Here is a 24,386-nt window from a genome sequence, read left to right on the forward strand (position 1 = left end):
GGCCTAATGGTGAAAACATCTGCGGCACTTGCCCTCACCGTTGGCGCAACGGTGTTGCTAGCCCCGGCCGTTCATGCCGATCAGTCGACGTTCATCAGCGACGTGGCGAACGAAGGCAGCTTCCCCATGAATGCGACATATCCGCCCGCTGTGTATCTAAAGGTTGGTCAGATGGCGTGTCGGGTGCTGGCACAGGGGAACGATCCCGCATTGAACAGCTTCGAGCACGCCACCATGAACACCTTTCACGTCAGCTTTCCCGACGCCGTCCAGTTCGTTGTTCTCGCCAACCGCGATCTGTGCCCAAACGCGTAGGTGCTAGCCATGAAACCCTTGCGACAGAACAGTAAATGGTCCGAGACCAGCCCGCAGGCGTCGGCTGCCCCCGCGCCGGATACCTGGCTATAGCCCGGAAGTCCAAGCAGGCATGAAGCTCAAGAAATTTGCTCCCGCTGGCTTCATCGCGATCGCGGTGGCCATCGGCACTGCGGGCTGCAGCTCAGGACCCGCCCGTGATGCGCGGTCGTATGACGCAGGCCATCAGGTCGGCCAGACCCTCGCGCTGAAGATGGTGAGGGCCGGGGTGTCATCCAGCCAGGCATGCAAAGCGCAGACGGAAGCGGCCAACGTATGGAACCCGAACCCGTACAACCTGACCGACTTCAACGCGGGCTGCCTCGATGGCATTCATGCCGCAGCGCCGGGGGAATGATGGCGCGCATCGGGTCGAACGAACTCCTAGGCCCGCGCAACGAGTACAACAGGCGCCGGGTGTCGTGGGTCAATTCCGTATTTTGCGAAGGTTTTGCGTAACCTCATCGGGCAGCAATGCAGTTGCGTTAGGCAAAACCGCAGCTCACTTCGGTCAATCTCAATCCTTTGGGTGCCTGGGCACAAGTCCAAGAACTCGTATCTAACTTGAATCTATTTATCCGCAGACTGTAATTCGTCGCGACTCGCATCTGGATTTGCTAACTCATGCGTAGCTTCAGCTGCCAAATCACAGACGGAGGTCCGAATCATGCCACCTAATGCCACCACCCGGATCGCCGGATTTGAGCCGACCTACTCGGCCCGAGAAGCTGCCGCCCTGCTCCGACGGAGCTATTCCTGGCTCGATCAGCGGTTACGCGGAGGCGAATTTGCGGCGCCCGACGGCAGCGTCTTGGAGCCGTTGCGAGCAGCCAATGGGTACAGATATTTCAGTATTCAGATGCTGTGGGAGGTAGCAACGTATTGCTACCGGCGCCGGTGGTACTCATTTGATGAGCTGAAGACCATTTTCCGAGAACTCGCTATCGCCGAGGACGATGGCACCGTAGACCCCCGGGGTTCCGAACGAACAAGTCCCTCGTTCAATTGGCATCTCGCTGACTCGACGGCGAAGTATCGGGCTTGAGCACCACGCCACCCACAGTCCGAAAGTGAATTGATCGACCAGCTCGCGGCGGTAATCTTTTCCCGTGCACGGAAGGGATGGCGATGCTGTCGGGAGAGGTCGGCGGCGCCGCTCCGGGGCTTGCTGCGTTGACCGGTGTGCAACGCGAATCGTTGACCAGTCACAGCGGCGCGGTATGGGCATGCGATGCAGCTGAAGCATCTGACCATCGCCGAGCTGGTTGCCGGGGCTGGGGGCGATCCGTGGGAGGTCAATCGGACTCTGCAGGCTGGTAGCCCGGCCCAGATTGAGCGTCTGGCGGAAGCCTTCCACGGCGCGGGACGCCACACCGCCGAGGCCGATCATGCATTCGCGCAGGCGCAGCAACGCTTCAATGCCGCCTGGAACCACCAGGATGGCGGCCCCAACCCGATCAACAACTCCGATGAAGTGCAGCGCACCGTCAAATCGCTTGGCGCGCAGTCTGAACAGTTACCCAAGATCGGCGCTGACTTGGAAAATATCGCCGCTGCGTTGGCCGACGCGCAAAAGGCCGGTGCCGCAGAGATCGCCACCTTGGAAGGTCAGTTGGAGCAGCTCGATCACATGATCGACTTAGCGGAGCAGGATCTGCGGGACCATCCTGACGCGGCGAGCCAGCAAGAGCTGCATTCGATAATCAAGGCCCTCAGAACGGCTGCCGTTAATGACACTAAAGAGGCTCTCAACCAGCTGAACTCGACCCGCAATGGCTATTCGGCCACGCTGCAAAACTCTCTCGACACTTTGCGCGCTGACGGATATGACCCCAAGCCTCTTGCGCCGGTGGATGCGCAGGACAAACCCGAACAGATTGAACTACCGCCGCCGAACACCAAACCCGAGGACGTCAAGCGGTGGTGGGAGTCGCTTAGCCAGGAACAACGTGATCAGTTACTCGCCCACCATCCGCCAGGGTTAGGAAACCTCAACGGCATTGAGACCGAAAACCGAGACGCGGTCAATCAGGCGGTGATGAACGACGACATCGCCCGCGTGCAAAACGCGGCTGACCGAGCCCATGTTGGCGTCGACCAGGTGACTCAACATCCGGAGCAGTACGGCCTGACCCCCTCGGCTATCACCCGCTATAACAACGCACTGAAGACACAGGATGGGCTCAAGACGAACGGCACCAACCCCGATGGCAGCAAAAACCCGGTATTCCTGCAGACTTACGACCCCGAAGCGTTCGACGGTCGAGGCAGAGAAGCCATCGCCATCGGCAACCCCGACAAATCCGACAACACCACCGTGCTCGTGCCGGGGACGGGCAGCAGCGTGCGCGACGGCTATCTGAGTCATACGGATGGACGCAACATCTACAACGAAGCTCAACGAGCCGATCCCACCAAATCAAATTCGGTTCTGGTGTGGATGGGATATCACGCCCCCGACAGCGCAATTGACCCTCAGATAGGGCAGACAACGCTGGCCAGAAACGGAGGGGGCCTGCTGGCAGGAGATGTCAACGCGCTCGGCGTCACTCACCAACCAGGAAACTCACACGTCACCGTAGTGGGCCATTCCTACGGGTCCACAACTGTGGCCGATGCCGCAGCGGGCTCCGGGATGCACGCCAATGACGTTGTGCTCGTGGGGTGCCCAGGAACAGACCTTGCCCACAACGCCGGTGACTTCCACCTTCCCGAAGGCGGACACGTCTATGTCGGCGCCGCAACTACGGACCCCATCACTCACCTTGGCGGCATACAAGGACACCTGCCCGGAACGGGAGTCACCGTCGGTCTCGGTAGCGACCCGGCCGTCGAAGGCTGGGGTTCGACCCGATTCAAGGCCGAAGCACCCGGCCTGACGTTCCCGCTGAAGGATCACAGTTCCTACTTCACACCGGGGAACGAATCGTTGTTCAGCATGGCCGATATTGCATCCGGTCATGGTGATGCATTGGCGCACGACAACATGACCGCACAGCATCGCGGCACCTATTGGCTCCCCGATGAATTCGACCCAGAGGCGCTTCGACGCCCGACAGGAGGCCATTACCATTGAAAAGATCGATGCACACCTTCAAGAGGCTCAACACCGTGTGGCATGCGGTGGTTGTCCTCACCGCAGCGGGGGCGCTCGCCCTCGCGCTTCAATCATGCAGCAGCATAAGGAATCTGAGCGGAGGGGTGTCTAACCCGATGACTCCTGAACAATCCAAGGCCCAAGTGGTCGATGCAGCACGAGAGATCGCCACGACTCTGGGACTCAAAGGAGTCTCGGGTCATTTCAGCCGTGACTCTTGTAACGACCAGGCTGTCGCGCCTTTCCGGGGAATCGTCGGGCTGGCCTACGATCACGCGCCTACGCTGGAAGCGTCCCGAGCCGAGATCCAGCAGATGATCGCGACGCTCAAACAACACGGCTGGGGAGCACCAGGAGACTTCCACACCCACGCCTCTGCATTGAGCAAACAGGGCGTCACGGCAGTCTTCGATCCCTACTCCCCAGTCCAAAACTCAGGAGGATCAATCACCATCTACGGCGAATGCCGAGACATGACCACGAAAGCGAATATGCAGCCCGAACCGATACCACAAGATCAGTTGGCGTGACGCCACCCAAGACGGTGACGTAGCCGTATTCACTCGTCCTCGTCGCTGTCACCGATCGCTGCCATCCCGATGTGGGATGCGTGCGGCACTCGTCAGCCGATGGTTGAGTTCTGGTCGGCCTAGCGACCGGAAAGCACGCCGAATCATGTGGAAACGGGCCAGCTCGCAAATCCAAGTACGACAACCGACGGTTGTCGCGTCTCAGTTCCACTTTTTGCGTAGGTTTTACGCAGCCTAATCGGGCAGGAACGAACCATTCCATGACAAAAACACAGCTCACGTCCCTCCGTCTCGAACCTTTGGGCAGTTCGACAGGTTCCGAGCGTTCGTACCAGGCCTTGACATTAACTGTCCTTGGCCTGTGATTCGGCCCGGTTTCCGTCTGAATTTGTGACGGTATTGCGCAGCTTCGGCTGCCAACGCACAAATGGAGGCCTGAACTATGTCGACCAACCTAATCACACAAATCACCGGATTGGAGCCGACATACTCGGTCCGAGAGGCTGCTGTCCTCCTCGGGAGGAGCTACTCCTGGCTCGATCTGCGGCTGCGTCACGGCGAATTTGTACAGACTGACGGCACCGCCATAGAGCCGTTGCGCTCACCAGGCGGATACCGATACCTCACGTTCCGCATGGTCATCGACGTCGCGGCTTGCTGCTATCGCCGTCGCTGGTACTCGTTCGATCAGCTGAACTCCGTCTTCCATGTGCTTGCTGTCGCCGCTTATCGCGACTCCGTCGACTGCGAGACCCCAGCCCGGGACCTTCTCAAGCAACTCTCGTCTCGCATGGCCGCGATCGGCTGCGAAGACGCCTTCGGCGCCACGCCAATCGCGGGCCGCCAGTGAGTTGACCATCAAATCGGCCGGTTTTCGCATTGGTCGGCGCGGGCCGACCGCCGTGTCTGGACAGAGCGCACCCTGTGTTGCTCTTGACGCCGTCAAGACCTGAAAACAAAACGGCAGGTAACGAGCGGGGCCCAACGGGAATGAGAAGTATCGAAACTGCAGCTCAGGTTGCAAAAGCCCAGGTAGAGCATCGGTTTCGATTCCCGGCAGCTCCACTGATTGACCAGCACAAACAATAATTAGTTTTGATAGTCCCAGGCCACCGACCGAGGACACCCTAGCGCTATTTCGCAACGCCAGCGCGCCAATCATCATACATTCGTGGTATTGGATGTATGACGATGGCCATGGCGGCTCTGGCCAACGTCGGCTGCAGTTCCGTAGGCGCCTGTACGCAGTCGATATCCTGCGGGAGTGTTGTTGCTTGTGGAGGTCGACGGTGGCGCGTAGACGGGGCTGGGACGGGCATCCGCCGGCAACCGATGAGGAAGCCTCGCGGCGCATCGTGGCCACTGCGGTCACGCTGATGGCCGAAAGTGGTTCCGATGTCAGCATCGCTGAGGTTGCCGAGTCGCTGGGCGTCATCAGACAGACGGTGTATCGCTACTTTCCCAGCGCTGAGGCTTTGATGCAGGCAGCGGCGGTGGCCTCCGTCGACGGCTTCCTCGACCGGCTCGCCGAGGCGGTCGGCGGCATCACCGATCCAACCGAAGCGATGACAGAAGCGGTGTTATATGCCCTCGAACAGGTAAGGCGCACACCTCATCTGGGCATTCTGCTGTCCGAACCGTACCGCAACGCTCATACCCCAAGCCTGGCCTCCGATGAAGCCCAGGCGTTCGGGATGCGGATGATCACCCGCTTCGATGTTGACTGGGAGCACTACGGCTACGACCAGGCGGCGCTTCGCGAACTGGTGGAGTTCACCTTGCGCACGATGCTGTCGTTCTTCGTCGCGCCCAACCACCCCGGCCGCAGCCGAGATGACCTGCGGCGCTTCATCAAACGGTGGCTGGGAGGCGCGATCTCGGCCCAGCCACACGCCCCCGCCGTCGCTGCCGCCGGCGGACAGTAGTAGCTGCTAGCGGTGCGTTGACCTCGAATGGTGCATTTCGTGTTCCGCGGCTTCAGATCTTGCCCTTGAGGAGCTCGCCGACGACAAGCCGGGTGTAGTACCAGGCAGTCTTGCCGATCGTCGGCGGGTCGAGGGTGCTGAAGACGGCGTCGGCGATGCCAAAGGGCATCATGCCGGGTATCGGGCCGCGCGCGTATTCCAGCATGAACGCCGCGTCAGGCACGGCGTAGCCCTTGGCCCGGCCGCCGGCCAGATAGGTTACGTCGCCGGGTCGGTAGACGCTGCGCTCGAATTCGCCCTCCTGGTAGCACCACACCTCGCCGTCGATGATGAAGTCCCACACCTCACTGGCGTAGCGGCCCGAGTGGCCTTCGGTGCCGATCGGGGTGCCAAAAAAGATGAGGTATTCCGACAGCGACGCGTGCAGGAGCTTCATCTGCCCCATCGCGCCGCCGGCGTTGTTGAACACCCAGGGGATGTCGTCGCGGATGTGACCCGGATACTCGCGTTTCAGCTCGGCGATGATCTGCGCAAAAGCCGCATCCTTGCTGTCCAGACCGACAGCGTTCTTAGCGATCGAGTGCAAGTGCTCGGAATCGAATATTGCTCCCATGGCAAGCGACGCTACCTTATCATACGCTTACCGTCCAACGTGTATGATAAGTTTCTCGGCTAATGGCGGTACGACGGCCACCACGCCCGCAGACGCGGCGCACGCCACGCTTCCCGGGATCGTCGCGGGGGATCCGAAGAGACAGCGCATGACTGAGTTCGGCCCATGCCTTCATCGGTCAATGGCGTGACCTCCGTTTGGATTGGAAGAGTCCGAACCCGGCCGACGCGGCGGAGCTCGACGCCGCAGAGGACGTGTAGTGAGCGCGGCTGCGAGGCGAACACCCGACCGCAGGTGCGCGACAAATATTTCACAGCAACCCGGAGACTCCTGCATAGTCCTCACGATCGTTGTAGAGGTTCCGCTTACTGTCGGACCCGTGTTGACGGCGTCAACACCTTTCGATGTATCCGCAGGCCGCGCAGCATTTCTTCGCTTCGATTCGCGTAGTCAAATTTCGTGCTTTTCGCAGGTCACGCCACTTTTTGTAACGGGTTCGACTCCCGGCAGCTCCACAGAGATGTGCTGTTCAAAGCGATAAATTGGTAAGCGCCGCAACTACGCCAGAGACCTATGGGTTGGATTGTGGCTGGGGTGAGCGGCTTTAATCGTCATATGACGGCGATGTCACGTTGTGCACGCCCAAGGCCGCATCACCAGGAGTTCTCATGACGTATCGCCGTCTTGCTTGGCCGTTCGCCGCGGTGGTAGCGGCGGCCATCATTCCCGTCCAGGCCCATGGCGAGCCGCCGACGAAGTGTCTGACCAACACTCCCAAGGGCAAGCAGGTCTACGTGCCCTGCGATCTGCTCAACGCCGGCGCCAATTTCCCGCCGGGGCAGCGTTGTCCCCCGCCGCTCGAGCAGTACCCGAAGGATGTGGCGGACTGGTGTGGCGAAGGCCCAGGCCTTGCGAGTACCACCCCCACGAGTCCTACGAGTCCGACGAGTCCTGCGACCTCAACGAGTCCTACGAGTCCTGCGACCTCAACGAGTCCCACGAGTCCTGCGACCACAACCAGTCCTGCGACCACAACGCGTCCTGCGACCCCAACGAGTTCTGGGACTCCGCCCAGTCCCGCTAGCCCGGCGGCTCCGGGCAATGCACGATGACGATGTCCTGCACAAGGTGATTTTGTGGATCACGAACCAGGAGGCGACATGGTTGAGCATCGCCACGTCGAATGGGACCCTGACACGCGACGAATCGCGACCAGCCGGCTGCTATTGCGCCCGTGGCAACTCGACGACGACGTCTTCGCCTACGGGATATACGGGGAGCCGGAGGTTTCGCGTTGGCTGTGTCCGGCGCTGCCGTCGATCACCGACGCCGCGCACATGCGCCAACTCTTGGGCGCGTGGGTCGCCGAAAGCGACGCGACCGGCGTGCCCCTGGGCCGCTGGGCGATCACCGATAGAGCCTCTGGCGACCTGATCGGGGGAGTGGCACTGCTACCACTTCCACCCGGTCGCACCGATCTCGAGATCGGATGGCAGGTTGCACCGAAGCTGTGGGGTCACGGCTACGGCGCGGAGGCTGGCCATGCGGTGGCCCATCAAGCATTCACAAATGTCGGTGTCAGTGAGGTCTTCGCCGTCGTGCGGCCGGGCAATCATCGCGGGGTGGCTACGGCGCGGCGAGTGGGCATGGAATGGGTCGGTGAGACCGACAAGTACTACAACCTGACCCTTGAGATCTACCGCCTGAGCAAGGCCGATCTGGATCTGCCAGAGCCAGCCTGTGCACCGCCACCGCACTAGCCAAACTGCAGTTGCCACATCGGGATTCGCGGCGCGGCGCGGTCGGTCGACTGGGGCATGATGTGTCATCCCGGCGCCGAACGTCGGCTTGCGGATGCCGGGCCGAAAACGTGATCAACAACGGACACCAATAGGCCAGTCGGTCGCGGCACCCCGGCAGAACTCACCCGGGTGAAACAACGCTGGGGTGATGACGGCTCACCCCGCCGCGCAGCAGACTGAAGCCAGTTCACCGCCGAGATACGGGGCGCCGGGCGTCGTCGCCAGGCCGCGAACCTTCCTCTCCCGGCAAACCGATAACGGCGCGGCAGTCGTCGCGAAGATCAGAAGAAGGGTCTCACCATGCACTTCGATTCCAAGAAGGTCATCGTCGTCGGAGGCAGCGCCGGTATGGGCCGGCAGGTCGCCATTGATGTCGTGGGCCACGGCGGCAGTGCGGTGATCGTCGGCCGGTCGAAAGACCGTGTTGACGACACCGTGACCGAATTGACCAGCGGGGCTGGGCAAGCCTGGGGAATCACTGCCGAGTTGACCGATCGCAGCGCGGTCGCCGATGTACAGCGTGCGCTTTCTGAGGAGCACGCCGACGCGACATTGTTGGTCAATGCGGCCGGATTCTTCATCCCCAAGCCGTTTCTCGAGTACGACGCCCAGTTCTATGACTCGTATATGGAGCTCAACTATGCCTTGTTCTTCCTGACGCAGACCGTCGTTGAGGGCATGATCGCCCGCGGTGAGGGCGGGGCAATCGTCAACATCGGCAGCATGTGGGCACATCAGGCGATCGGTGCGACACCGTCGTCGGCGTACTCGATGCAAAAGGCCGGCTTGCATGCCCTGACCCATAACTTGGCCATCGAGCTTGCCGGGCACAAGATCCGGGTCAACGCGGTGGCGCCGGCCGTCGTCAAGACCCCGCTCTACGAGGGGTTCATCCCCAAAGACGAGATCGACGCCACGCTTGACACATTCGCGCCGCTTCATCCGCTGGGACGAGTGGGCACGCCGGCCGACGTGGCCAACGCCGTGACGTATCTGCTCTCTGATGAGGCCAGTTGGGTCACCGGCGCGATTCTCAATGTCGACGGCGGCATCATGGCCGGCCGCAATTAACCCGACGACGCGGCGAAACCTACTGAAACACTCAGCGCCTCATCACATCAGCGGCGCATAAACGAAGGAGATCGGATGCCACGCCAATACAGCAAGAGCCCTGACGCGGTAGACGCGTTAACCCCTGAGCAATACCACATCACCCAGGAGGCCGGTACCGAGCTTCCGTTCACCGGCGAATACTGCGATAACCACGAGCCGGGCATTTATGTTGACATCGTTTCTGGTGAGCCGCTTTTCGCCTCGGTGAATAAGTTCGACAGTGGAACTGGCTGGCCCAGCTTCACCCAGCCCATCGACGCGGACAATATCGTTGAAAAGCGTGACCGCAGCCACTTCATGGAACGGGTCGAGGTGCGGTCAGCACGCGCCGATAGTCATCTGGGCCACGTATTCACAGATGGGCCAAGGGAAGCCGGCGGGTTGCGCTACTGCATCAACTCTGCCTCGCTGCGGTTCATCCATCGCGACGACCTTGAAGCCCAGGGTTATGGGGAATACCTCGGTCTTTTCACGAAGGGTGAACCGGCGCAACACCAAAGCGTAGGCGGGCAGCAGTCATGACCAACTCCAACGAGATCGCCGTCCTCGCCGGTGGGTGCTTTTGGGGCATGGAGGAGCTGTTTCGCAAGCTGCCGGGCGTGGTGTCCACCCGTGTGGGATACACCGGCGGCCGTAACGCGCATCCCACCTACCGCAACCATCCCGGCCATGCCGAAGCACTCGAGATCACCTACGACCCAGAGGCGACCGATTACCGGGCGTTGCTGGAATTCTTTTTCCAGATCCACGACCCGACCACCACGAACCGTCAAGGCAATGATGTCGGCAGCAGTTACCGGTCGGCGATTTTCTACCTCGGCGACCAGCAGAAGCAAGTCGCGTTGGCCACCATCGCCGACGTCGAGGCCTCAGGAAGATGGCCCGGCAGGATCGTCACTGAAGTCACTCCTGCCGCTGAGTTTTGGGAAGCCGAACCTGAACACCAGAACTACTTACAGGAGTATCCATCCGGGTATACCTGCCACTACATCCGCCCAGAATGGACGCTGCCCAACCACACTCGCAGCGCCGGCGCGCGGGCGGTGACGGCAGAACATGCAGAGCCCGCTCAATAGCGATATGGGTTCGGCAACAATAGGCAAGGCGTGGACAAGTGCGAGTGATTGGCAGGTGCTGTTTAGCGCGTACGCGCCGGTGATCGGTTATGGGGCCGCACGTGTCGCAGCATGGGTGCTGCCCCTGTACGGAGATCGGCGAGCGGCGGTGACACGATGACTCAGAACCCGAACCTGGCGGCGCTGTCGGCAGCGGGCGTGTCGGTCTGGCTGGATGACTTGTCGCGCGACTGGCTGGAATCGGGCAACTTGCAGCGCCTCGTCGATACCAGAAGTGTCGTCGGTGTCACGACCAACCCGTCGACATTTGAGCGAGCACTGACCCACAGCCGCCTCTACCGCGAGCAGATCGCCAAGTTGACTGCGCGCGGCATCGCGATCGACGCGGCGATCCGCACGGTGATCACTGATGACGTCCGTGCGGCGTGCGATGTGCTGCGCCCGCAGTGGGAGGCCTCCGATGGTGTCGACGGAAGAGTCTCCGTCGAAGTCAATCCGCTGGATGCGGACAACACGGATCGAACACTCATGGAGACCATCCAGTTGGCCAAAACCGTCGACCGGCCCAACGTGTTTATCAAGATTCCGGCCACGGACGCGGGGCTGCCTGCAATCACTGCAGCACTGGCTAAAGGTGTCTCGGTCAACGTGACGCTGATTTTTTCCGCGCAACGGCATCGGGCCGTGATGGACGCCTATCTGGCCGGCATGGAAGCCGCACAATGCGCAAGGGCCGATTTATCCCAGATCCACTCGGTGGCATCGCTTTTCGTTTCCAGGGTGGACACCGAGGTCGACAGGCGGCTTGAGCAAATCGGCACCGCCGAGGCACTCGCACTGCGGGGGCAGGCAGGCATCGCCAACGCGCGGTTGGCCTATGCGGCCTACCACCAGGTCTTCGAAGCCGAGCCGCGCTACTCCGCGTTGCGCGCCGCGGGTGCTCGCGTGCAGCGTCCGCTGTGGGCCTCCACTGGGGTAAAGAACGCCGCGTATCCGGACACGATGTACGTCACCGAACTCGTGGCGCCGAACACAGTCAGCACCATTCCTGCGGCGACATTGGAGGCGGTGGCCGACCACGGCGTCATCAAGGGTGACACCATCACTGGCAAGGCGGCACAGGCCGAGGAAGTGTTGGACCGGCTGAGCGCGATCGGTATCGATCTACCCAACGTATTCGCCGTGCTCGAACATGACGGGGTGGGAAAGTTCGCAGCGTCGTGGCTACGGTCCGTTCGACCCTAAATACCCTGCGGCGCTACATCATTCACCTATTCAGGAGACTGATTTAATTGTCCACCGCGGTGCCCGAGTTAGAAGAGCTGCCGGCCCGTCGGCCATTCCCGGAGCGCATAGGCCCCACGGGCAGCCTGATCTACCGGCTCATCACCACGACCGATCACAAACTGATCGGAATCATGTATGTCGTCGCGTGCTTTACGTTCTTCTTTATCGGTGGGCTGATGGCGCTACTGATGCGCACCGAGCTGGCCGCGCCCGGGCTTCAGTTCTTGTCCAACGAGCAATACAACCAGCTCTTCACCATGCACGGCACGGTCATGCTGTTGTTTTACGCGACCCCGGTAGTATTCGGGTTCGCCAATCTAGTGGTGCCCCTGCAGATCGGCGCCCCCGACGTAGCCTTCCCGCGCCTCAACGCGTTATCGTTCTGGCTCTTTATATTCGGTGCGATGATCGCATTGGGAGGCTTCATCGCCCCCGGTGGGCCGGCCGCTTTCGGGTGGACCGCGTACACGCCACTGTCCGACGCTGTCCACTCCCCGGGCCCAGGAGGCGACTTGTGGATCCTGGGTCTGATCGTGGGCGGATTGGGCACCATCTTGGGTGGGGTCAACATGATCACGACCGTGGTGTGCCTGCGCGCGCCGGGCATGACGATGTTTCGGATGCCGGTTTTCACCTGGAACATCCTGGTCACCAGCATCATGGTGCTGGTGGCCTTCCCGCTGTTGACGGCCGCGTTGTTCGGGCTGTCCGCCGACCGCCATCTTGGCGCGCACGTATTCGACCCGGCCAACGGCGGAGTCCTGCTGTGGCAGCACATGTTCTGGTTCTTCGGCCATCCCGAGGTCTACATCATCGCGCTGCCCTTCTTCGGCATCATCACCGAAGTCATCCCCGTGTTTTCCCGCAAACCCTTGTTTGGCTACACCACCATGGTCTACGCAACCATCGCCATCGGGGCGCTGTCGATCGCGGTGTGGGCCCATCATCTCTATGCCACCGGTGCGGTGCTGCTGCCATTTTTTTCGTTCGCCACCTACCTCATTGCGGTTCCGACCGGAATCAAATTCGTCAATTGGATCGGCACCATGTGGAAGGGCCAACTGACTTTTGAAACCCCGATGCTTTTCGCGGTGGGCTTTTTGGTGACTTTTCTGCTCGGCGGCCTGTCGGGCGTGCTGCTGGCCAGCCCACCAATCGACTTCCACGTCACCGACACCTACTTCGTGGTCGCCCACTTCCACTACGTGCTGTTCGGCACCATCGTGTTCGCCACCTACGCCGGCGTGTATTTCTGGTTTCCCAAGATGACCGGGCGGCTACTCGACGAACGGCTGGGCAAGTTGCACTTCTGGCTGACGCTGATCGGGTTTCACACAACATTTTTGGTGCAACACTGGCTTGGCAATAAGGGGATGCCGCGCCGCTACGCCGACTACCTGCCCACCGATGGGTTCACGACACTCAACGTCATCTCAACGATCGGGGCACTCATCCTCGGGGCTTCGGTGCTGCCGTTCGTGTGGAACGTGTTCCGTAGTTGGCGCTACGGCGAACCAGTCACCGTCGACGATCCATGGGGCTATGGCAACTCCCTGGAGTGGGCCACCAGCAGCCCACCCCCACGGCACAACTTCACCGAACTGCCACGCATCCGCTCTGAGCGGCCCGCCTTCGAACTGCACTATCCGCACATGATTGAACGGATGCGCAGCGAAGCCCACGTCACGCTGGCACGAGCGAACACGCGATAACTGCCGAGTCCGCAACTGGAGTGGTCGCCAGCACAGTGCCAGTCCGTAATACGTTGCCGCTAGGCTTCTTCCAATGCCTCGCCAAGTGATTGAAGAATTTTGTTGTGCTGCGCTTTGACAAGCGTGTGACCCACCACCAACGCTGCGACGACGGGCCATTCCATCATCCCTAGTACGGCCATTGCACCGATGCCGGCATAGAACGCCAGATGTTCTAGCGCCGGTAGCGTCAGGCTGACATTCCAGGGTGACGGCGGCGAAACCGAATGCGTGCGCTGGACTCTCGCGTCGTTCATCAGGCCTGACCTACCGACCGGACCGGATGAACTCGATGCCTCGCGCCCGCGCCTTCCCCGACGTAGGTCGGTGCGTTGCACAATTGGCGACTCGGACTGGGGGCGGCATGGTTATCCGACGGGTCGAATAGTAAATCGCGCAACTGTTTTCGTCCGCGGTTGATCCTCGAACTGACGGTTCCTTGCTGGGTGCCCATCATGGCTGCGATCTCCTTGTAGGAGTATCCCGCGATGTCGGCAAAATAGACGGCCATGCGAAACTGCTCAGGCAGGCCCATCATCGCCGCCTTGAGGTTGGGGTTTGGCAGCATTTCGAGCGCCTGATCTTCGGCCGACCGCAGGCCCCCGGGCTCGCGTGGGGCACCGGCGACGAGCTGTCGATCAGTGATCTCACCAGTCGGATATTGGGTGGGACGGCGCTTTTGCCTCCGATAGGTGTTGATGTAGGTGTTGGTCATGATCCGCCGCAGCCATGCATTGAGATTCGTTCCTGGTTCGAATGCCCGGAGACCGGCATAAGCGTTGAGCAAGGTTTCTTGCACCAGATCCTCCGCGTCCGTTCGATTGGAGGTCATCCGAAGAGCTTGCCGATAGAGAGGCTCAAGGAGCGGGATGACGGCGCTTTCAAATTGAGCGCTCAACAGGTTGTCTGGCACCTTTGTACATTCCCCGCGCACGCGACCCACGCTATGTTCCTGTCATCGTGAAAAGTATTGACTGCCCGTTCAAGTGCATTCCTTCCAGGGGGGTCGCCACCTGACGCAGCGATACCATAGGTGAGGTATTTGCTTGCTTCACCGAACCTCCGCTTGCCATTCTTCGGCCAGCATCCACCGCCGCGGGGTGAGTGGTCATCACCCGCCGAGGCAATTCATCCGGGTGATGGCTCGCGCCACCAGTGTTCAAGTTGGCCGCTCGGGCTGTGGCAGTCGCCCGCGCACCACTGCTCGTGTTCAACTATCACCCGGGTGAATGATGTGGGTGGGTGACGACAGTCCATCCCCCTTTGCGCGATGCTCTTAATGTCTACACCCGCGCAGCCGTGTTCTGTTGTGTAAGAAGCACAGCAGAGATTCACGGCCCCGAGCGTTACCTTGCGTGGAGAAGGCTAGGACAGAAGAGACAGCCATCGCCCTGAACGAGGACTACTACAGTGAGCGCCGCCAAGGAAATGTTGGAGACCTATCCACGAGATCTAGGTCGGATCGATAGAGCCAAGCTGGTCGCATGTATTGACGCCTGTATCGAATGCGACCAAGCCTGCACAGCATGTGCAGACGCCTGCCTGAGTGAAGACGACGTATATCACTTAACCAAATGTATACGCACATGCCTTGACTGCTCGGATGTCTGCGCGACGACCGGCCGCGTCTTGTCCCGGCACACGGACTACGACGCCAACTTGACTAGGACGGTGCTCCAAACGTGCGCCACCGCCTGTAAGACAAGCGCAGACGAGTGCGACAAACATGCGCCGAAACACGAGCATTGCCGGGTGTGCGCCGACGTCTGCCGTCGCTGTGAACGGGCCTGCCGTGACCTTGTCGAGGCGCTCGGCTGAGGCAGGCAAGCAGTTCCGTGACGACCCGAATCGTAATCCTCGGCGGCGGTCCGGCCGGTTATGAGGCAGCATTGGTCGCCGCCGGACGGGATCCCGCCGCGGCTCAGGTCACACTGGTCAACTCCGGCGGGGTCGGCGGTGCTGCTGTCCTCTGCGATTGCGTGCCGTCGAAAACCTTTATCGCCTCCACGGGGCTGCGCACCGAACTGCGACGGGCAACCCGCCTGGGTTTCGACATCGACATCGACGACGCCAAGATCTCTCTTCCGGAAATCCACCAGCGGGTGAAGATGCTGGCTAGCGAGCAGTCGGCCGATATCACCGAGCAACTGCTCGACTCAGGTGTGGAGCTCGTGGCGGGCCGGGGCGAACTGGTTGATACGACTCCCGGCCTGGTACGTCACTGTGTCAAGGTGACCGCACGCGACGGCAGCTCCACGATGCGCGAGGCCGATGTGGTATTGATCGCCACTGGGGCCAGCCCCCGGATCCTGCCGTCGGCGCGCCCCGACGGCCAGCGCATCCTGACCTGGCGCCAGCTCTATGAACTGAACTCGCTGCCCGAGCACCTTGTTGTGGTGGGAAGCGGTGTGACTGGTGCCGAATTCGCTAACGCTTACACGGAACTGGGTGCGGCGGTAACAGTGGTGGCCAGCCGCGACCGGGTGTTGCCGTACGAGGACGCCGATGCTGCGTGGGTGCTGGAAGAGTCCTTCGCCGAACGCGGGGTCAAACTGGTCAAAAATGCCAGGGCACAATCGGTCAGGCGCACCGACGACGGGGTGCTGGTGATAATGACCGACGGCCGTACCGTCGAGGGCAGCCACGCATTGATGACAGTTGGGTCAGTTCCCAACACCGGCGGCCTGGGTCTACAACGCGTGGGCATCGACCTCGCACGTGGCAACTACATTGCTGTCGACCGTGTTTCACGCACATCGGTTCCGGGCATATACGCTGCGGGGGACTGCACCGGTGTTTTGCCGTTAGCCTCGGTTGCCGCGATGCAGGGCCGGATCGCGATGTATCACGCCCTGGGTGAAGCCGTTAATCCACTTCAGTTGCGCACCGTCGCGGCGACGGTGTTCACCCACCCCGAGGTTGCGGCGGTCGGCATCGGGCAGACCGCGATCGACAACGGCTCGGTCCAGGCTCGTGTCATCATCCTTCCGCTGAAAACCAATGCGCGGGCCAAGATGTCGGAGCTGACGCGGGGTTTCGTCAAACTATTTTGCCGGCAGGACAGCGGCGTGGTGATCGGTGGCGTGGTGGTCGCTCCGATCGCTTCGGAATTGATACTCCCGATCGCGATGGCTGTTCAAAACAGGATCACCGTCGACGATTTGGCGCAGACGCTTGCGATCTATCCGTCGCTGTCCGGTTCGGTCACCGAGGCGGCCCGCCGGCTCATAGCCCGCGATGATCTGAACTGATGCACGGACTAATTGGGCCGGCGGTTCCTTGAAGTGAGCGCGTCAGTCAGTTGCTCGGGCAGTCCATCCGGGGCGGCGGTCGCAGCTTGAGCGTTATCACCCGGGTGAATCGTGATGAGGGGTGATGACAGGTGGACCTGAGTCGGGCGATGCTCACTATCTGATCCCGATGTCCGAGCTGGCTACAGCCGTCTAGCACGCCGCAGTCCAGGACGCCGTGGTCACCAATGAACACCACGGCCTCGTGCGATTAATCCGCGAACCTCATGTGGATACCCGAATACCAAACAGGAGAAGAAATATGAACGCGGTCCCACTTCACCGTCAACCGGAGAAGGAGGAACCGGCCACCTCGGTTGTGATCGTCGGGAGCGGGTTCGCCGCTTTCGAATGCGCGCGCGGACTGGCAAGACGGTTAAACAGGGCGCGCGCCTCGGATGTGAGGGTGACCATTGTTTCGCCGGTCGATTACATGCAGTACTCGCCATTGCTGGCTGATGTTGCCGGTGGGCTGGTCGACCCGCGGTTTGTCTGTGTTCCGCTGGCCGGAACGCTCAAGGGCGTGCAGGCGGTCCGCGGCCGAGTCGACCAGGTTGACTTCGATAGGCAGAGGCTCTCGTTCACCGATCCGGAGGGTCGGGTAGGGACGCTATCGTGGGATCGGCTGGTCTTGACACCAGGCTCGGTGACCCGCCTGTTCGATACGCCCGGTTTGGCCACCCACGCGCACGGGCTGAAGTCGACCGCCGAGGCGCTGTATCTGCGTGATCATGTGATCGAACAGTTCGAACTGGCCCACGTCGACGAAAACGAGGCCCGCGCAGCCGCGCGGCGCACGATTGTCGTTGTCGGGGCCTCGTATTCCGGTTCCGAATTGACCGCGCAGCTGCGCGCACTCGCCGACGCAGCGGCGAAGCAGATGGGCTTCGATCGGGCCTCGGTGCGATTTGTGCTGCTGGACCTGGCCGACCACGTCATGCCCGAGGTGGGGCAGAGGCTCGGCGACGCGGCGATGCGTGTGCTGCGCTCTCGCGGAATCGATGTGCGGTTGGGCACCACCCTGAAGGAGGTTCACGCCGACCATGTTGTGCTCACCGATGATTCGCGCATCGACACTTGCACGGTAGCGTGGGTGGCTGGCGTGACCCCGTCACCGCTGATCGCCACACTGGGATTGGAAACAGAGCGGGGCCGGCTGACGGTACAGGCCGATTTGCAGGTGCCAGGTCACCCCGAAGTGTTCGCCGGGGGCGACGCCGCCGCCGTTCCGGACCTAACCCAGCCGGGCAAGATCGCACCGCCCACCGCCCAGCACGCGACCCGACAAGGTAAGACTTTGGCCCGCAACGTCGCCGCAAGTCTCGGGTACGGCGAGCGGAAAAACTACCGGCACAGCGACAAAGGTTTGGTCGTCGACTTGGGTCCGCGCTACGCCGTCGCCAACCCGCTAGGCGTGCACCTATCGGGCTATCCCGCGAAGCTCATCGCCCGCGCCTACCACCTCTACGCGCTTCCCCGGCTCGTCAACCGCTGGGCGGTCGCACTTGCATATCTCACCGACGTCTTCTTCCCCCGCACGGTGTTGTCAATGGGATTCGTTTGCGGTGCCCACGCCCAATTCACGGCCAGCGAAGTCTTCCAGCTACCAAAGGCGGCAGGGGCAGAATGAGTATCGTCAACAAAGGCTTTCGGGGCCGCCGCGTCGAATCGGCCCTCGAGCTGCCGCCCGGTCAACATCTGACCGCGGACTTCCCTGTCCTGCAAGCAGGGCCGACTCCGCGGATCGATCTCGATGACTGGCGATTCACCATTCACGACGAGCTCGGCACCCAACACGAGTGGACCTGGAGCCAGCTCAAGCTCCTGCCCAGCGAGCGGCTCGAGGTGGACATTCACTGCGTCACCACCTGGTCGAAGCTGAATACCAAGTGGGAAGGCGTTTCTCTGGACACACTTTTCGAATCGATCGACACCGCTGCCGGATTCGCACTGGTCGGTTCTTACGGCGGCTACACCACCAATCTTCCGTTGGGCGACCTTCTCGGTGGGAAGGCTTGGATCGTCTACGCGTACCAGGGTGCACCGCTTACCGCGGTGCACGGCGGCCCGGCGCGGCTGCTGGTGCCGCACCTGTATTTCTGGAAGTCCGCGAAGTGGGTTAGATCCATTCAGCTACGCGACAGCGATGCACCTGGATTCTGGGAACGGTTGGGCTACCACAACTACGGGGACCCGTGGCGAGAACAACGCTATGCCGGGGATTGACGACGGCTGCGACATGGAACCGAAGTTGCGCTGGCGGGTCGCGCGCGTAGTGGACTCTGAACCCGAGACCGAGTCTGCGCAAACGATCGGGCTGAACGTGCCGGGCTGGGGCGGCCACTTGGCCGGCCAGCACATCGATCTCAAGCTGACCGCTGAGGACGGGTACAGCGCGCAACGCAGCTACTCACTGGGCAGACCGGTCGACGGCGAGCGCATAGAACTCACCGTGCAGCGGACCGACGACGGGGAGGTCTCGCCCTACCTCGTCGGGCTTGCCGCCGGCGACGAGATCGAACTCCGCGGACCCATCGGCGGCTGGTTCGTCTGGCGCCCGGACGAGGAGGCTCGGGTTCTGCTCGTCGGCGGCGGGTCGGGGATCGTGCCGTTGATGGCCATGCTGCGACAGCGGATAGTGGCGGGCAGCGCCGACTTTCGGCTGGTCTATTCGGTGCGCAGTCCCGCCGATGTGTATTACGCCCAAGAGTTGGGCGAGCTCGAGCGCGAATGTGGCTGGCTGCAGGTCGCGCTGGTCTACACCCGCGCGGCCGCATCACAAACCGCTCGGCCGCCCGGTCGGGTCGGCTCCTCTGACCTCGCGCCGACCGGGTGGATCCCCGACCGTCGCACACGCGTCTACGTTTGCGGTCCAACAGGATTTGTGGAATCGGTGACCGCGAAGCTGATCGAGCAGGGGCATCAGCCGTCAGCCATCCGCACCGAGCGGTTCGGACCGAGCAACTAATCCAGGAACGAGGAATGATGAGCGAACCACTGCACGTCGACGGTAACGCGGCCGCCGGTGCCTTCGCGGAAGTGCTGGGATTCGATGTGACCACCGCGATGTTGACCTGCGGGAAATGTTGTCGCGCCCGAGCTTTCGCCGAAAGTCACGTCTATCACCGCGGGCCCGGCATCGTGGTGCGCTGCGCGTGCTGCGGAGACGTCCTGGCCCGGCTGGTGCACACGCCCACCGATGTGTGGCTCGACTTCCGCGGCGCCCAGTCCTGGCGTGTCCCGATCTCCGCCCGCTGATGGAGTCCCTCGACGCGCTCGCCGGTCGCGTACGCACCGCCGACATCGTGGACGCCATGGGGCGAGGGCACCAACATCGGTGTCATCTCCTCGACTTGGTGAGTCCGACACCCGGCCGCCGGTTGTTTGGCCCTGCCGTGACCATCTCCTATTTCCCGGCGTGCCGGGCCGCTCTGCCCGCCGAGCGCTACAACTTCAAGAGGTTGTTCTACGACGCCATCGAAGGCGGCGCCGACGGGCACGTGCTGGTCTTGGCCAGCAACGGCTATACCGATGCGTCACTGGGCGGTGCGACAAAGCTGTCGCGTGTCCGAAACCATCGGCTCGCCGGCATTCTCGCGGACGGGCGGCTGCGTGACTTCGCCGAGCTCGAACTCTACGATCTCGCCATCTATTGCCGAGGCGAAACAACGCGGTGGGGCGGCGACGTCGTCACCCCGTACGAGGCGAACCGTCCGGTCGTGGTCGCCGGGGTGGCGGTCCGTCCCGGCGACTACGTCTTCGCAGACGTCTCCGGCGCCGCCGTCATACCCGCGGGCGACGTGCGCGCCGTACTACGCACCGCCAACCAAGTCGCGGTAGAGGACGCGGAGGCCATAGCCACCATCCGAGGCGAAACCCCAACCACACCGGGAGGCAATGAGAACTGACGGGCCTGCCGCTGGCGCACCCAGCTTTTGCGCCCTCCGCGACCGCGCTTCTCGGACAACGCATCAATCGCAACAACCATGGTCTAACAATCAACGACGAGAGGAACCCCCCGCATGGACAAGATCGAATTCTTCGACACCCCCGGATACGGCGAGATCGCCCGCACCCGCAACAACTACCGGCAAGCCCTACGCATGGGCGATCGCATCGAGATCTCCGGCCAAGGCGGCTGGGACGCGGACTTCACCTTGACGGCCACATCCCTGGAGGAGGAGATCGTCAAGGCGTGCGACAACGTGGAAAAGACCCTCGCCGAGGCGGGCGCCGGCTGGCGCGACGTCGTGAACATCCACTCCTACCACGTCCCTACGGCCGATGATTCCATTGGTAATGAACACATGTCGGTGATGGTGGACCAGTTCCGCAAGAGGTTCGGCAAAAGTCTGCCGCTATGGACCGCGTTGGGCGTCGAGGCGCTCGCATTGCCGGGCCAGCGCATCGAGATCGAGGTCGTCGCCATCGTCCAGTAAGCCCGACCAAGCTGCCCCGCCGCGCCCCTCTCAGGTGAATTGGGTTGATTGACAATGGTTATCGCCGTCTACACATGATGATTACCTGATCCCGTACCGGACCGGACGGCGGCAAAAGGCCGCAAAAGTCGATGACTCATCCCTGAAACGGAGGCACCCGTGGACCGAATACTTCATGTCCTGATCGGAGACCCGACCGGTGCCGTCGATGCCGCCATCAAAACCTCGGCGCTGTTCCTCACGGCTGCGATGCTCTTTCGCTTCATGGAGCGCCGCACCCTCGCCGAATTCGCTCCCTTCGACTGGATCGCGGCGGTCGCCGCCGGAGCCATCGTCGGTCGGGCTGCTACCGCCACCGATACCTCGTGGCTCAACGCAACCGCGGCGCTCATTTGTCTTCTCGTCACCCACGCGGTACTAGCCAGATTGCGGTTCATTCCGGCGATTCGGCGTTTCATCGATCCGCCTCTGAAAGTGCTGATCCGCAACGGACACGTCGACCGACGCAACCTGCGTCGGTGCGGACTAACCATTGCCGATCTCGAAGCTGTGCTACGACAGCACGGACACGAAAGCTCCGATCGTATTCACCTCGCGGTCTTCGAAGCCAAAGGCGCGATTTCCGTTCTGTTAATGAATGGGAGCGGGTGAATCGCCAGGGTTCTCGAGTTCGGTCGGCGCCCGCATCCCACTTACTCCGCTGATTGCCTGGCAATGGAATCCAATAGGGGACAGTGTGGTTGGCTCAGCCAGCGCTGGGCATCGAGTGCGGCCGCGCATCCGCTGGCTGCGGCAGTGACTGCTTGGCGGTAGCGGCGGTCGGTCAGGTCGCCGGCGGCGAATACGCCCTCCAGGGAGGTAGAGGTCGTATCGCCATTGGTCACGATGTGGCCACCGGCATCGAGGTCGACGAGTCCGATCAAGAGACCCGAGCACGGTTTCTGGCCGACAGCGACGAAGACGGCTGCGAGCGCGATGGTGGAATCGCAATCGTTGCGCGTGTCGCGTATGCGCAGCCCGGTGACATGTTGGGCGCCGTGTACGGCCAGCACTTCGGTGTTTGTCAGGATCGCGACGTTGGGATGTGCACGCAGGCGATCAACGGCGATGGCTGATGCCCGTAGTCGGGGGCGATGGTGGATGAGGGTGACGCGGCGGGCCAGCGGCACAAGGTGAAGCGCCTCTTCAACGGCACCGTCGCCGCCGCCGATGACGGCGACGTCACGACCGGCGAACTGTGCGCCGTCGCGTTTCGCGCTGGTGCTCACGCCGCGGCCGAGGAGCTCGCGTTCGCCCGCCACGTTGAGGGGCCGGCCCGCTGAGCCCATCGCGAGAATGATTGCGCGGCCGTGGTATTGGGTATCGCGCACGCCGACCGTCTTGAGCGCGCCGGCGAGATCGAATCTGTCGACGTAGCAGGGGTGGAGCTCGGCGCCGAACTGCTGAGCTTGCCGTCGCATCGCGGCCGCCAGCGCGGGACCCGCGACGAATGGTGCGACACCGGGGTAGTTGTCTACCTGCCCGGCAGCCAAGAGCGCACCGCCGGGCTGGTGGCCTTCGATGACCAGGGTGTCCAGTCCGGCCCGAGCCGAATAGATCGCCGCGGTGTATCCGGCTGGACCTGACCCGACAACGATGACATCACGAATCCGGTTTGTGTCGGCGTCAATCGGCGTGGGCCCGGTCTAGAGCGTCGTGCGTCAAAGCGTGCCTGCCTCCGGTGTTGTAGAGGTTGGGCCGGTCCCAGCAATCGACCGAACGCACTGGCCGACATGATGTGATAGACCCAGCTCAAAAACGTGCTGTGGGCCATGCGGTGTACGCGTCTTCTATTCTGCGCCAGTGTTTTCCAAAACCACTGCTACTGCCTGACCAGAGCCGATACAGACCCCAATCACCCCATAATGGGCGGCTCTTTCACGCAATTCGGTCGCCAGCGTCAACAAATAGCGAGTTCCCGTAGCCCCGAAGGGATGTCCGATCGCGACGGCGCCACCATTGGGTGTCAGCTTGTCATCGGGCACCACGAAACCGTCGAGCTGGTTCGGCAATTCCCGTAGCACGCCTAGCGCCTGGGCGCTGAATGCCTCGTGCACCTCCCACACGTCGATCTGCTCGGGGCTGAGTCCTGCCCGGCGGATCGCGGCCGGGATCGCCCATGCAGGGGCCACGCCCATAATGAGGGGGTCGATGCCATAGACCGCACTCGATACCACTCGGGCTAACGGCTGGATGCCGAGCTCGCTGGCTCGCTCCCCGGAAGCGATGACTACGGCACTGGCACCATCACTTAAAGGCGAGGAGTTGGCCGCCGTCATTTGAGTCGTTCCGGGCTGGGCCGGTAAAGCCGCCAGCGCCTCGGCGGTGGTGTCATCGCGGATGAACTCGTCATGTTCTGCCAGCCTGGCAGGTGTCTTTTTTGTCGCCGGAATCGGCACGGGCATAATCTCTTTGGCTAGCCGACCTCGATCACGCGCAGACTTAGCATGTTGCTGGGACCGGAGTGCGAAAGCATCGATCTCTTCACGGTCCAGTGAGTAGCGGTCGGCAACATTTTGCGCGGTCTCGATCATGCTGATGTAAGCGTTGCGGGCCAACAGAACCGGGTTGGGCGGTCCTCCAGCGCCGCTCCACATGGTGTCGAGCATGAGGACCGGACCCCGGGGACTGAAAGCGGCGTCGCCCTTCATCAGCGCCCACCCCGATCGCGACATCGACTCGACTCCACAGGCGATACCCAGGCCGAGGTCGCCGGCTTTGATCGCGTGGCTAATGGTCACCGCCGCGGTTAGTGATGATCCGCAAAATCTGTTCACGGTGGCCCCGGCCGCGGTGTCAGGAAATCCGGCAGCCAATGCCGCCCAGCGGGCGACATCGCCCATGCCCTCGTGAGCGGGGTTCACGCAACCCGCCAGGATGTCTTCCACGGCACCAAGCGGCACACCGAGCCGGTCACACGCGCCCTTCATCGTCATACCCAGCAAGTCATCGGCCCGAATACCCGACAGTGGGCCGCCATAGCGGGTGAACGGGGTTCGTACGCCACCCAAAACATAAGCCTCAGTCATCGCCACCCTTTTCCGAATGCATCGGGTCGACTCCTCGCCGC

General features: G+C 62.1%; 28 protein-coding genes. 23 read left to right on the plus strand and 5 right to left on the minus strand.

Annotated features, from left to right (window positions below):
* Positions 1-6 precede the first annotated feature (6 nt).
* The 7 genes from A5760_RS21555 to A5760_RS21580 all read left to right on the plus strand — a co-directional run bounded on the left by A5760_RS21555 (position 7) and on the right by A5760_RS21580 (position 5,906).
* Positions 7-315, plus strand: a complete 309-nt coding sequence (locus A5760_RS21555; RefSeq protein ID WP_196772160.1) for a DUF732 domain-containing protein — start codon at positions 7-9, stop codon at positions 313-315.
* 112 nt (positions 316-427) lie between these two features.
* Positions 428-712: a hypothetical protein gene (locus A5760_RS21560; RefSeq protein ID WP_064884534.1), complete on the plus strand. Its 285-nt coding sequence runs from the start codon at positions 428-430 to the stop codon at positions 710-712.
* Positions 713-1,021: 309 nt separating this feature from the next.
* A complete protein-coding gene (locus A5760_RS27830; RefSeq protein WP_419538266.1) occupies positions 1,022-1,399 on the plus strand; it encodes a hypothetical protein in 378 nt (125 codons plus the stop codon).
* 186 nt (positions 1,400-1,585) lie between these two features.
* Positions 1,586-3,430, plus strand: a complete 1,845-nt coding sequence (locus A5760_RS21565; protein ID WP_064884536.1) for an alpha/beta hydrolase — start codon at positions 1,586-1,588, stop codon at positions 3,428-3,430.
* A gap of 8 nt (positions 3,431-3,438) precedes the next feature.
* Entirely contained in the window at positions 3,439-3,981 is a 543-nt protein-coding gene (locus A5760_RS21570) for a hypothetical protein (protein WP_231122694.1), read from the plus strand.
* A 442-nt stretch (positions 3,982-4,423) separates the two neighbouring features.
* Positions 4,424-4,831, plus strand: coding sequence for a hypothetical protein (locus A5760_RS27835; protein ID WP_064884538.1), 408 nt, complete (start codon positions 4,424-4,426; stop codon positions 4,829-4,831).
* 439 nt (positions 4,832-5,270) lie between these two features.
* A complete protein-coding gene (locus A5760_RS21580) occupies positions 5,271-5,906 on the plus strand; it encodes a TetR/AcrR family transcriptional regulator (protein ID WP_064884540.1) in 636 nt (211 codons plus the stop codon).
* Between the two features lie 52 nt (positions 5,907-5,958).
* On the opposite strand, the gene A5760_RS21585 is transcribed toward A5760_RS21580, so the two are convergent.
* The gene (locus tag A5760_RS21585) at positions 5,959-6,519 is read right to left on the minus strand and encodes an ERG2 family protein (protein WP_064884541.1); all 561 of its coding nucleotides are present in this window, start codon (positions 6,517-6,519) and stop codon (positions 5,959-5,961) included.
* A gap of 889 nt (positions 6,520-7,408) precedes the next feature.
* Between A5760_RS21585 and A5760_RS21590 the strand changes: the two genes are divergently transcribed.
* The 7 genes from A5760_RS21590 to ctaD all read left to right on the plus strand — a co-directional run bounded on the left by A5760_RS21590 (position 7,409) and on the right by ctaD (position 13,509).
* On the plus strand, positions 7,409-7,603 hold the full coding sequence (locus A5760_RS21590; RefSeq protein WP_064884543.1) for a hypothetical protein: 195 nt from the start codon (positions 7,409-7,411) through the stop codon (positions 7,601-7,603).
* Positions 7,604-7,679: 76 nt separating this feature from the next.
* On the plus strand, positions 7,680-8,279 hold the full coding sequence (locus A5760_RS21595; RefSeq protein ID WP_064884545.1) for a GNAT family N-acetyltransferase: 600 nt from the start codon (positions 7,680-7,682) through the stop codon (positions 8,277-8,279).
* Positions 8,280-8,621: 342 nt separating this feature from the next.
* Positions 8,622-9,392 carry an SDR family NAD(P)-dependent oxidoreductase gene (locus A5760_RS21600; RefSeq protein ID WP_064884547.1) on the plus strand — a complete coding sequence of 257 codons (771 nt, stop codon included), beginning with the start codon at positions 8,622-8,624 and terminating at the stop codon, positions 9,390-9,392.
* Between the two features lie 75 nt (positions 9,393-9,467).
* Positions 9,468-9,956 (plus strand): peptide-methionine (R)-S-oxide reductase MsrB, encoded by a 489-nt coding sequence (gene msrB, locus A5760_RS21605; protein ID WP_064884549.1) that lies wholly within the window; start codon positions 9,468-9,470, stop codon positions 9,954-9,956.
* Positions 9,953-10,510, plus strand: coding sequence for a peptide-methionine (S)-S-oxide reductase MsrA (gene msrA / locus A5760_RS21610; RefSeq protein ID WP_064884551.1), 558 nt, complete (start codon positions 9,953-9,955; stop codon positions 10,508-10,510). Before msrB ends, msrA begins: the two co-directional genes overlap by 4 nt.
* 156 nt (positions 10,511-10,666) lie before the next feature.
* Positions 10,667-11,755, plus strand: a complete 1,089-nt coding sequence (gene tal, locus A5760_RS21615) for a transaldolase (RefSeq protein ID WP_064884553.1) — start codon at positions 10,667-10,669, stop codon at positions 11,753-11,755.
* A 47-nt stretch (positions 11,756-11,802) separates the two neighbouring features.
* Positions 11,803-13,509 carry a cytochrome c oxidase subunit I gene (gene ctaD / locus A5760_RS21620; RefSeq protein ID WP_064884555.1) on the plus strand — a complete coding sequence of 569 codons (1,707 nt, stop codon included), beginning with the start codon at positions 11,803-11,805 and terminating at the stop codon, positions 13,507-13,509.
* Positions 13,510-13,568: 59 nt separating this feature from the next.
* On the opposite strand, the gene A5760_RS21625 is transcribed toward ctaD, so the two are convergent.
* Both A5760_RS21625 and A5760_RS21630 read right to left on the minus strand, forming a co-directional pair.
* Positions 13,569-13,805: a hypothetical protein gene (locus A5760_RS21625; RefSeq protein ID WP_064884557.1), complete on the minus strand. Its 237-nt coding sequence runs from the start codon at positions 13,803-13,805 to the stop codon at positions 13,569-13,571.
* Positions 13,805-14,461: a sigma-70 family RNA polymerase sigma factor gene (locus A5760_RS21630; RefSeq protein ID WP_269199199.1), complete on the minus strand. Its 657-nt coding sequence runs from the start codon at positions 14,459-14,461 to the stop codon at positions 13,805-13,807. Before A5760_RS21630 ends, A5760_RS21625 begins: the two co-directional genes overlap by 1 nt.
* Before the next feature lie 515 nt (positions 14,462-14,976).
* Here A5760_RS21630 and A5760_RS26345 point away from each other — a divergent pair.
* From A5760_RS26345 to A5760_RS21670, 9 genes are all read left to right on the plus strand, one after another.
* Positions 14,977-15,366, plus strand: a complete 390-nt coding sequence (locus tag A5760_RS26345; protein ID WP_196772166.1) for a four-helix bundle copper-binding protein — start codon at positions 14,977-14,979, stop codon at positions 15,364-15,366.
* Positions 15,367-15,383: 17 nt separating this feature from the next.
* Positions 15,384-16,799: an NAD(P)H-quinone dehydrogenase gene (locus tag A5760_RS21635; protein WP_064884561.1), complete on the plus strand. Its 1,416-nt coding sequence runs from the start codon at positions 15,384-15,386 to the stop codon at positions 16,797-16,799.
* Between the two features lie 301 nt (positions 16,800-17,100).
* Positions 17,101-18,468, plus strand: a complete 1,368-nt coding sequence (locus A5760_RS21640; protein WP_064884563.1) for an NAD(P)/FAD-dependent oxidoreductase — start codon at positions 17,101-17,103, stop codon at positions 18,466-18,468.
* Positions 18,465-19,064, plus strand: a complete 600-nt coding sequence (locus A5760_RS21645) for a sulfite oxidase-like oxidoreductase (RefSeq protein WP_064884565.1) — start codon at positions 18,465-18,467, stop codon at positions 19,062-19,064. Before A5760_RS21640 ends, A5760_RS21645 begins: the two co-directional genes overlap by 4 nt.
* Complete coding sequence (locus tag A5760_RS21650) at positions 19,051-19,806, plus strand: ferredoxin reductase (RefSeq protein WP_064884567.1); 756 nt, start codon at positions 19,051-19,053, stop codon at positions 19,804-19,806. The genes A5760_RS21645 and A5760_RS21650 overlap by 14 nt, the downstream gene beginning before the upstream one ends.
* Positions 19,807-19,820: 14 nt before the next feature.
* On the plus strand, positions 19,821-20,096 hold the full coding sequence (locus A5760_RS21655; RefSeq protein ID WP_064884568.1) for a DUF6510 family protein: 276 nt from the start codon (positions 19,821-19,823) through the stop codon (positions 20,094-20,096).
* Positions 20,096-20,746, plus strand: coding sequence for an RraA family protein (locus A5760_RS21660; RefSeq protein ID WP_064884570.1), 651 nt, complete (start codon positions 20,096-20,098; stop codon positions 20,744-20,746). The genes A5760_RS21655 and A5760_RS21660 overlap by 1 nt, the downstream gene beginning before the upstream one ends.
* A 114-nt stretch (positions 20,747-20,860) precedes the next feature.
* Positions 20,861-21,277, plus strand: coding sequence for a Rid family hydrolase (locus tag A5760_RS21665; RefSeq protein ID WP_064884572.1), 417 nt, complete (start codon positions 20,861-20,863; stop codon positions 21,275-21,277).
* 159 nt (positions 21,278-21,436) lie between these two features.
* Positions 21,437-21,928 (plus strand): DUF421 domain-containing protein, encoded by a 492-nt coding sequence (locus tag A5760_RS21670; RefSeq protein WP_064884574.1) that lies wholly within the window; start codon positions 21,437-21,439, stop codon positions 21,926-21,928.
* Between the two features lie 41 nt (positions 21,929-21,969).
* Here A5760_RS21670 and A5760_RS21675 read toward each other — a convergent pair whose 3' ends face one another.
* Entirely contained in the window at positions 21,970-22,947 is a 978-nt protein-coding gene (locus tag A5760_RS21675) for an NAD(P)/FAD-dependent oxidoreductase (protein ID WP_064884576.1), read from the minus strand.
* Between the two features lie 159 nt (positions 22,948-23,106).
* A complete protein-coding gene (locus A5760_RS21680; protein ID WP_064884675.1) occupies positions 23,107-24,345 on the minus strand; it encodes a thiolase family protein in 1,239 nt (412 codons plus the stop codon).
* Between the last annotated feature and the right edge of the window lie 41 nt (positions 24,346-24,386).

The organism is Mycobacterium colombiense, assembly GCF_001665835.1.
Lineage (GTDB): Bacteria > Actinomycetota > Actinomycetes > Mycobacteriales > Mycobacteriaceae > Mycobacterium > Mycobacterium colombiense_A.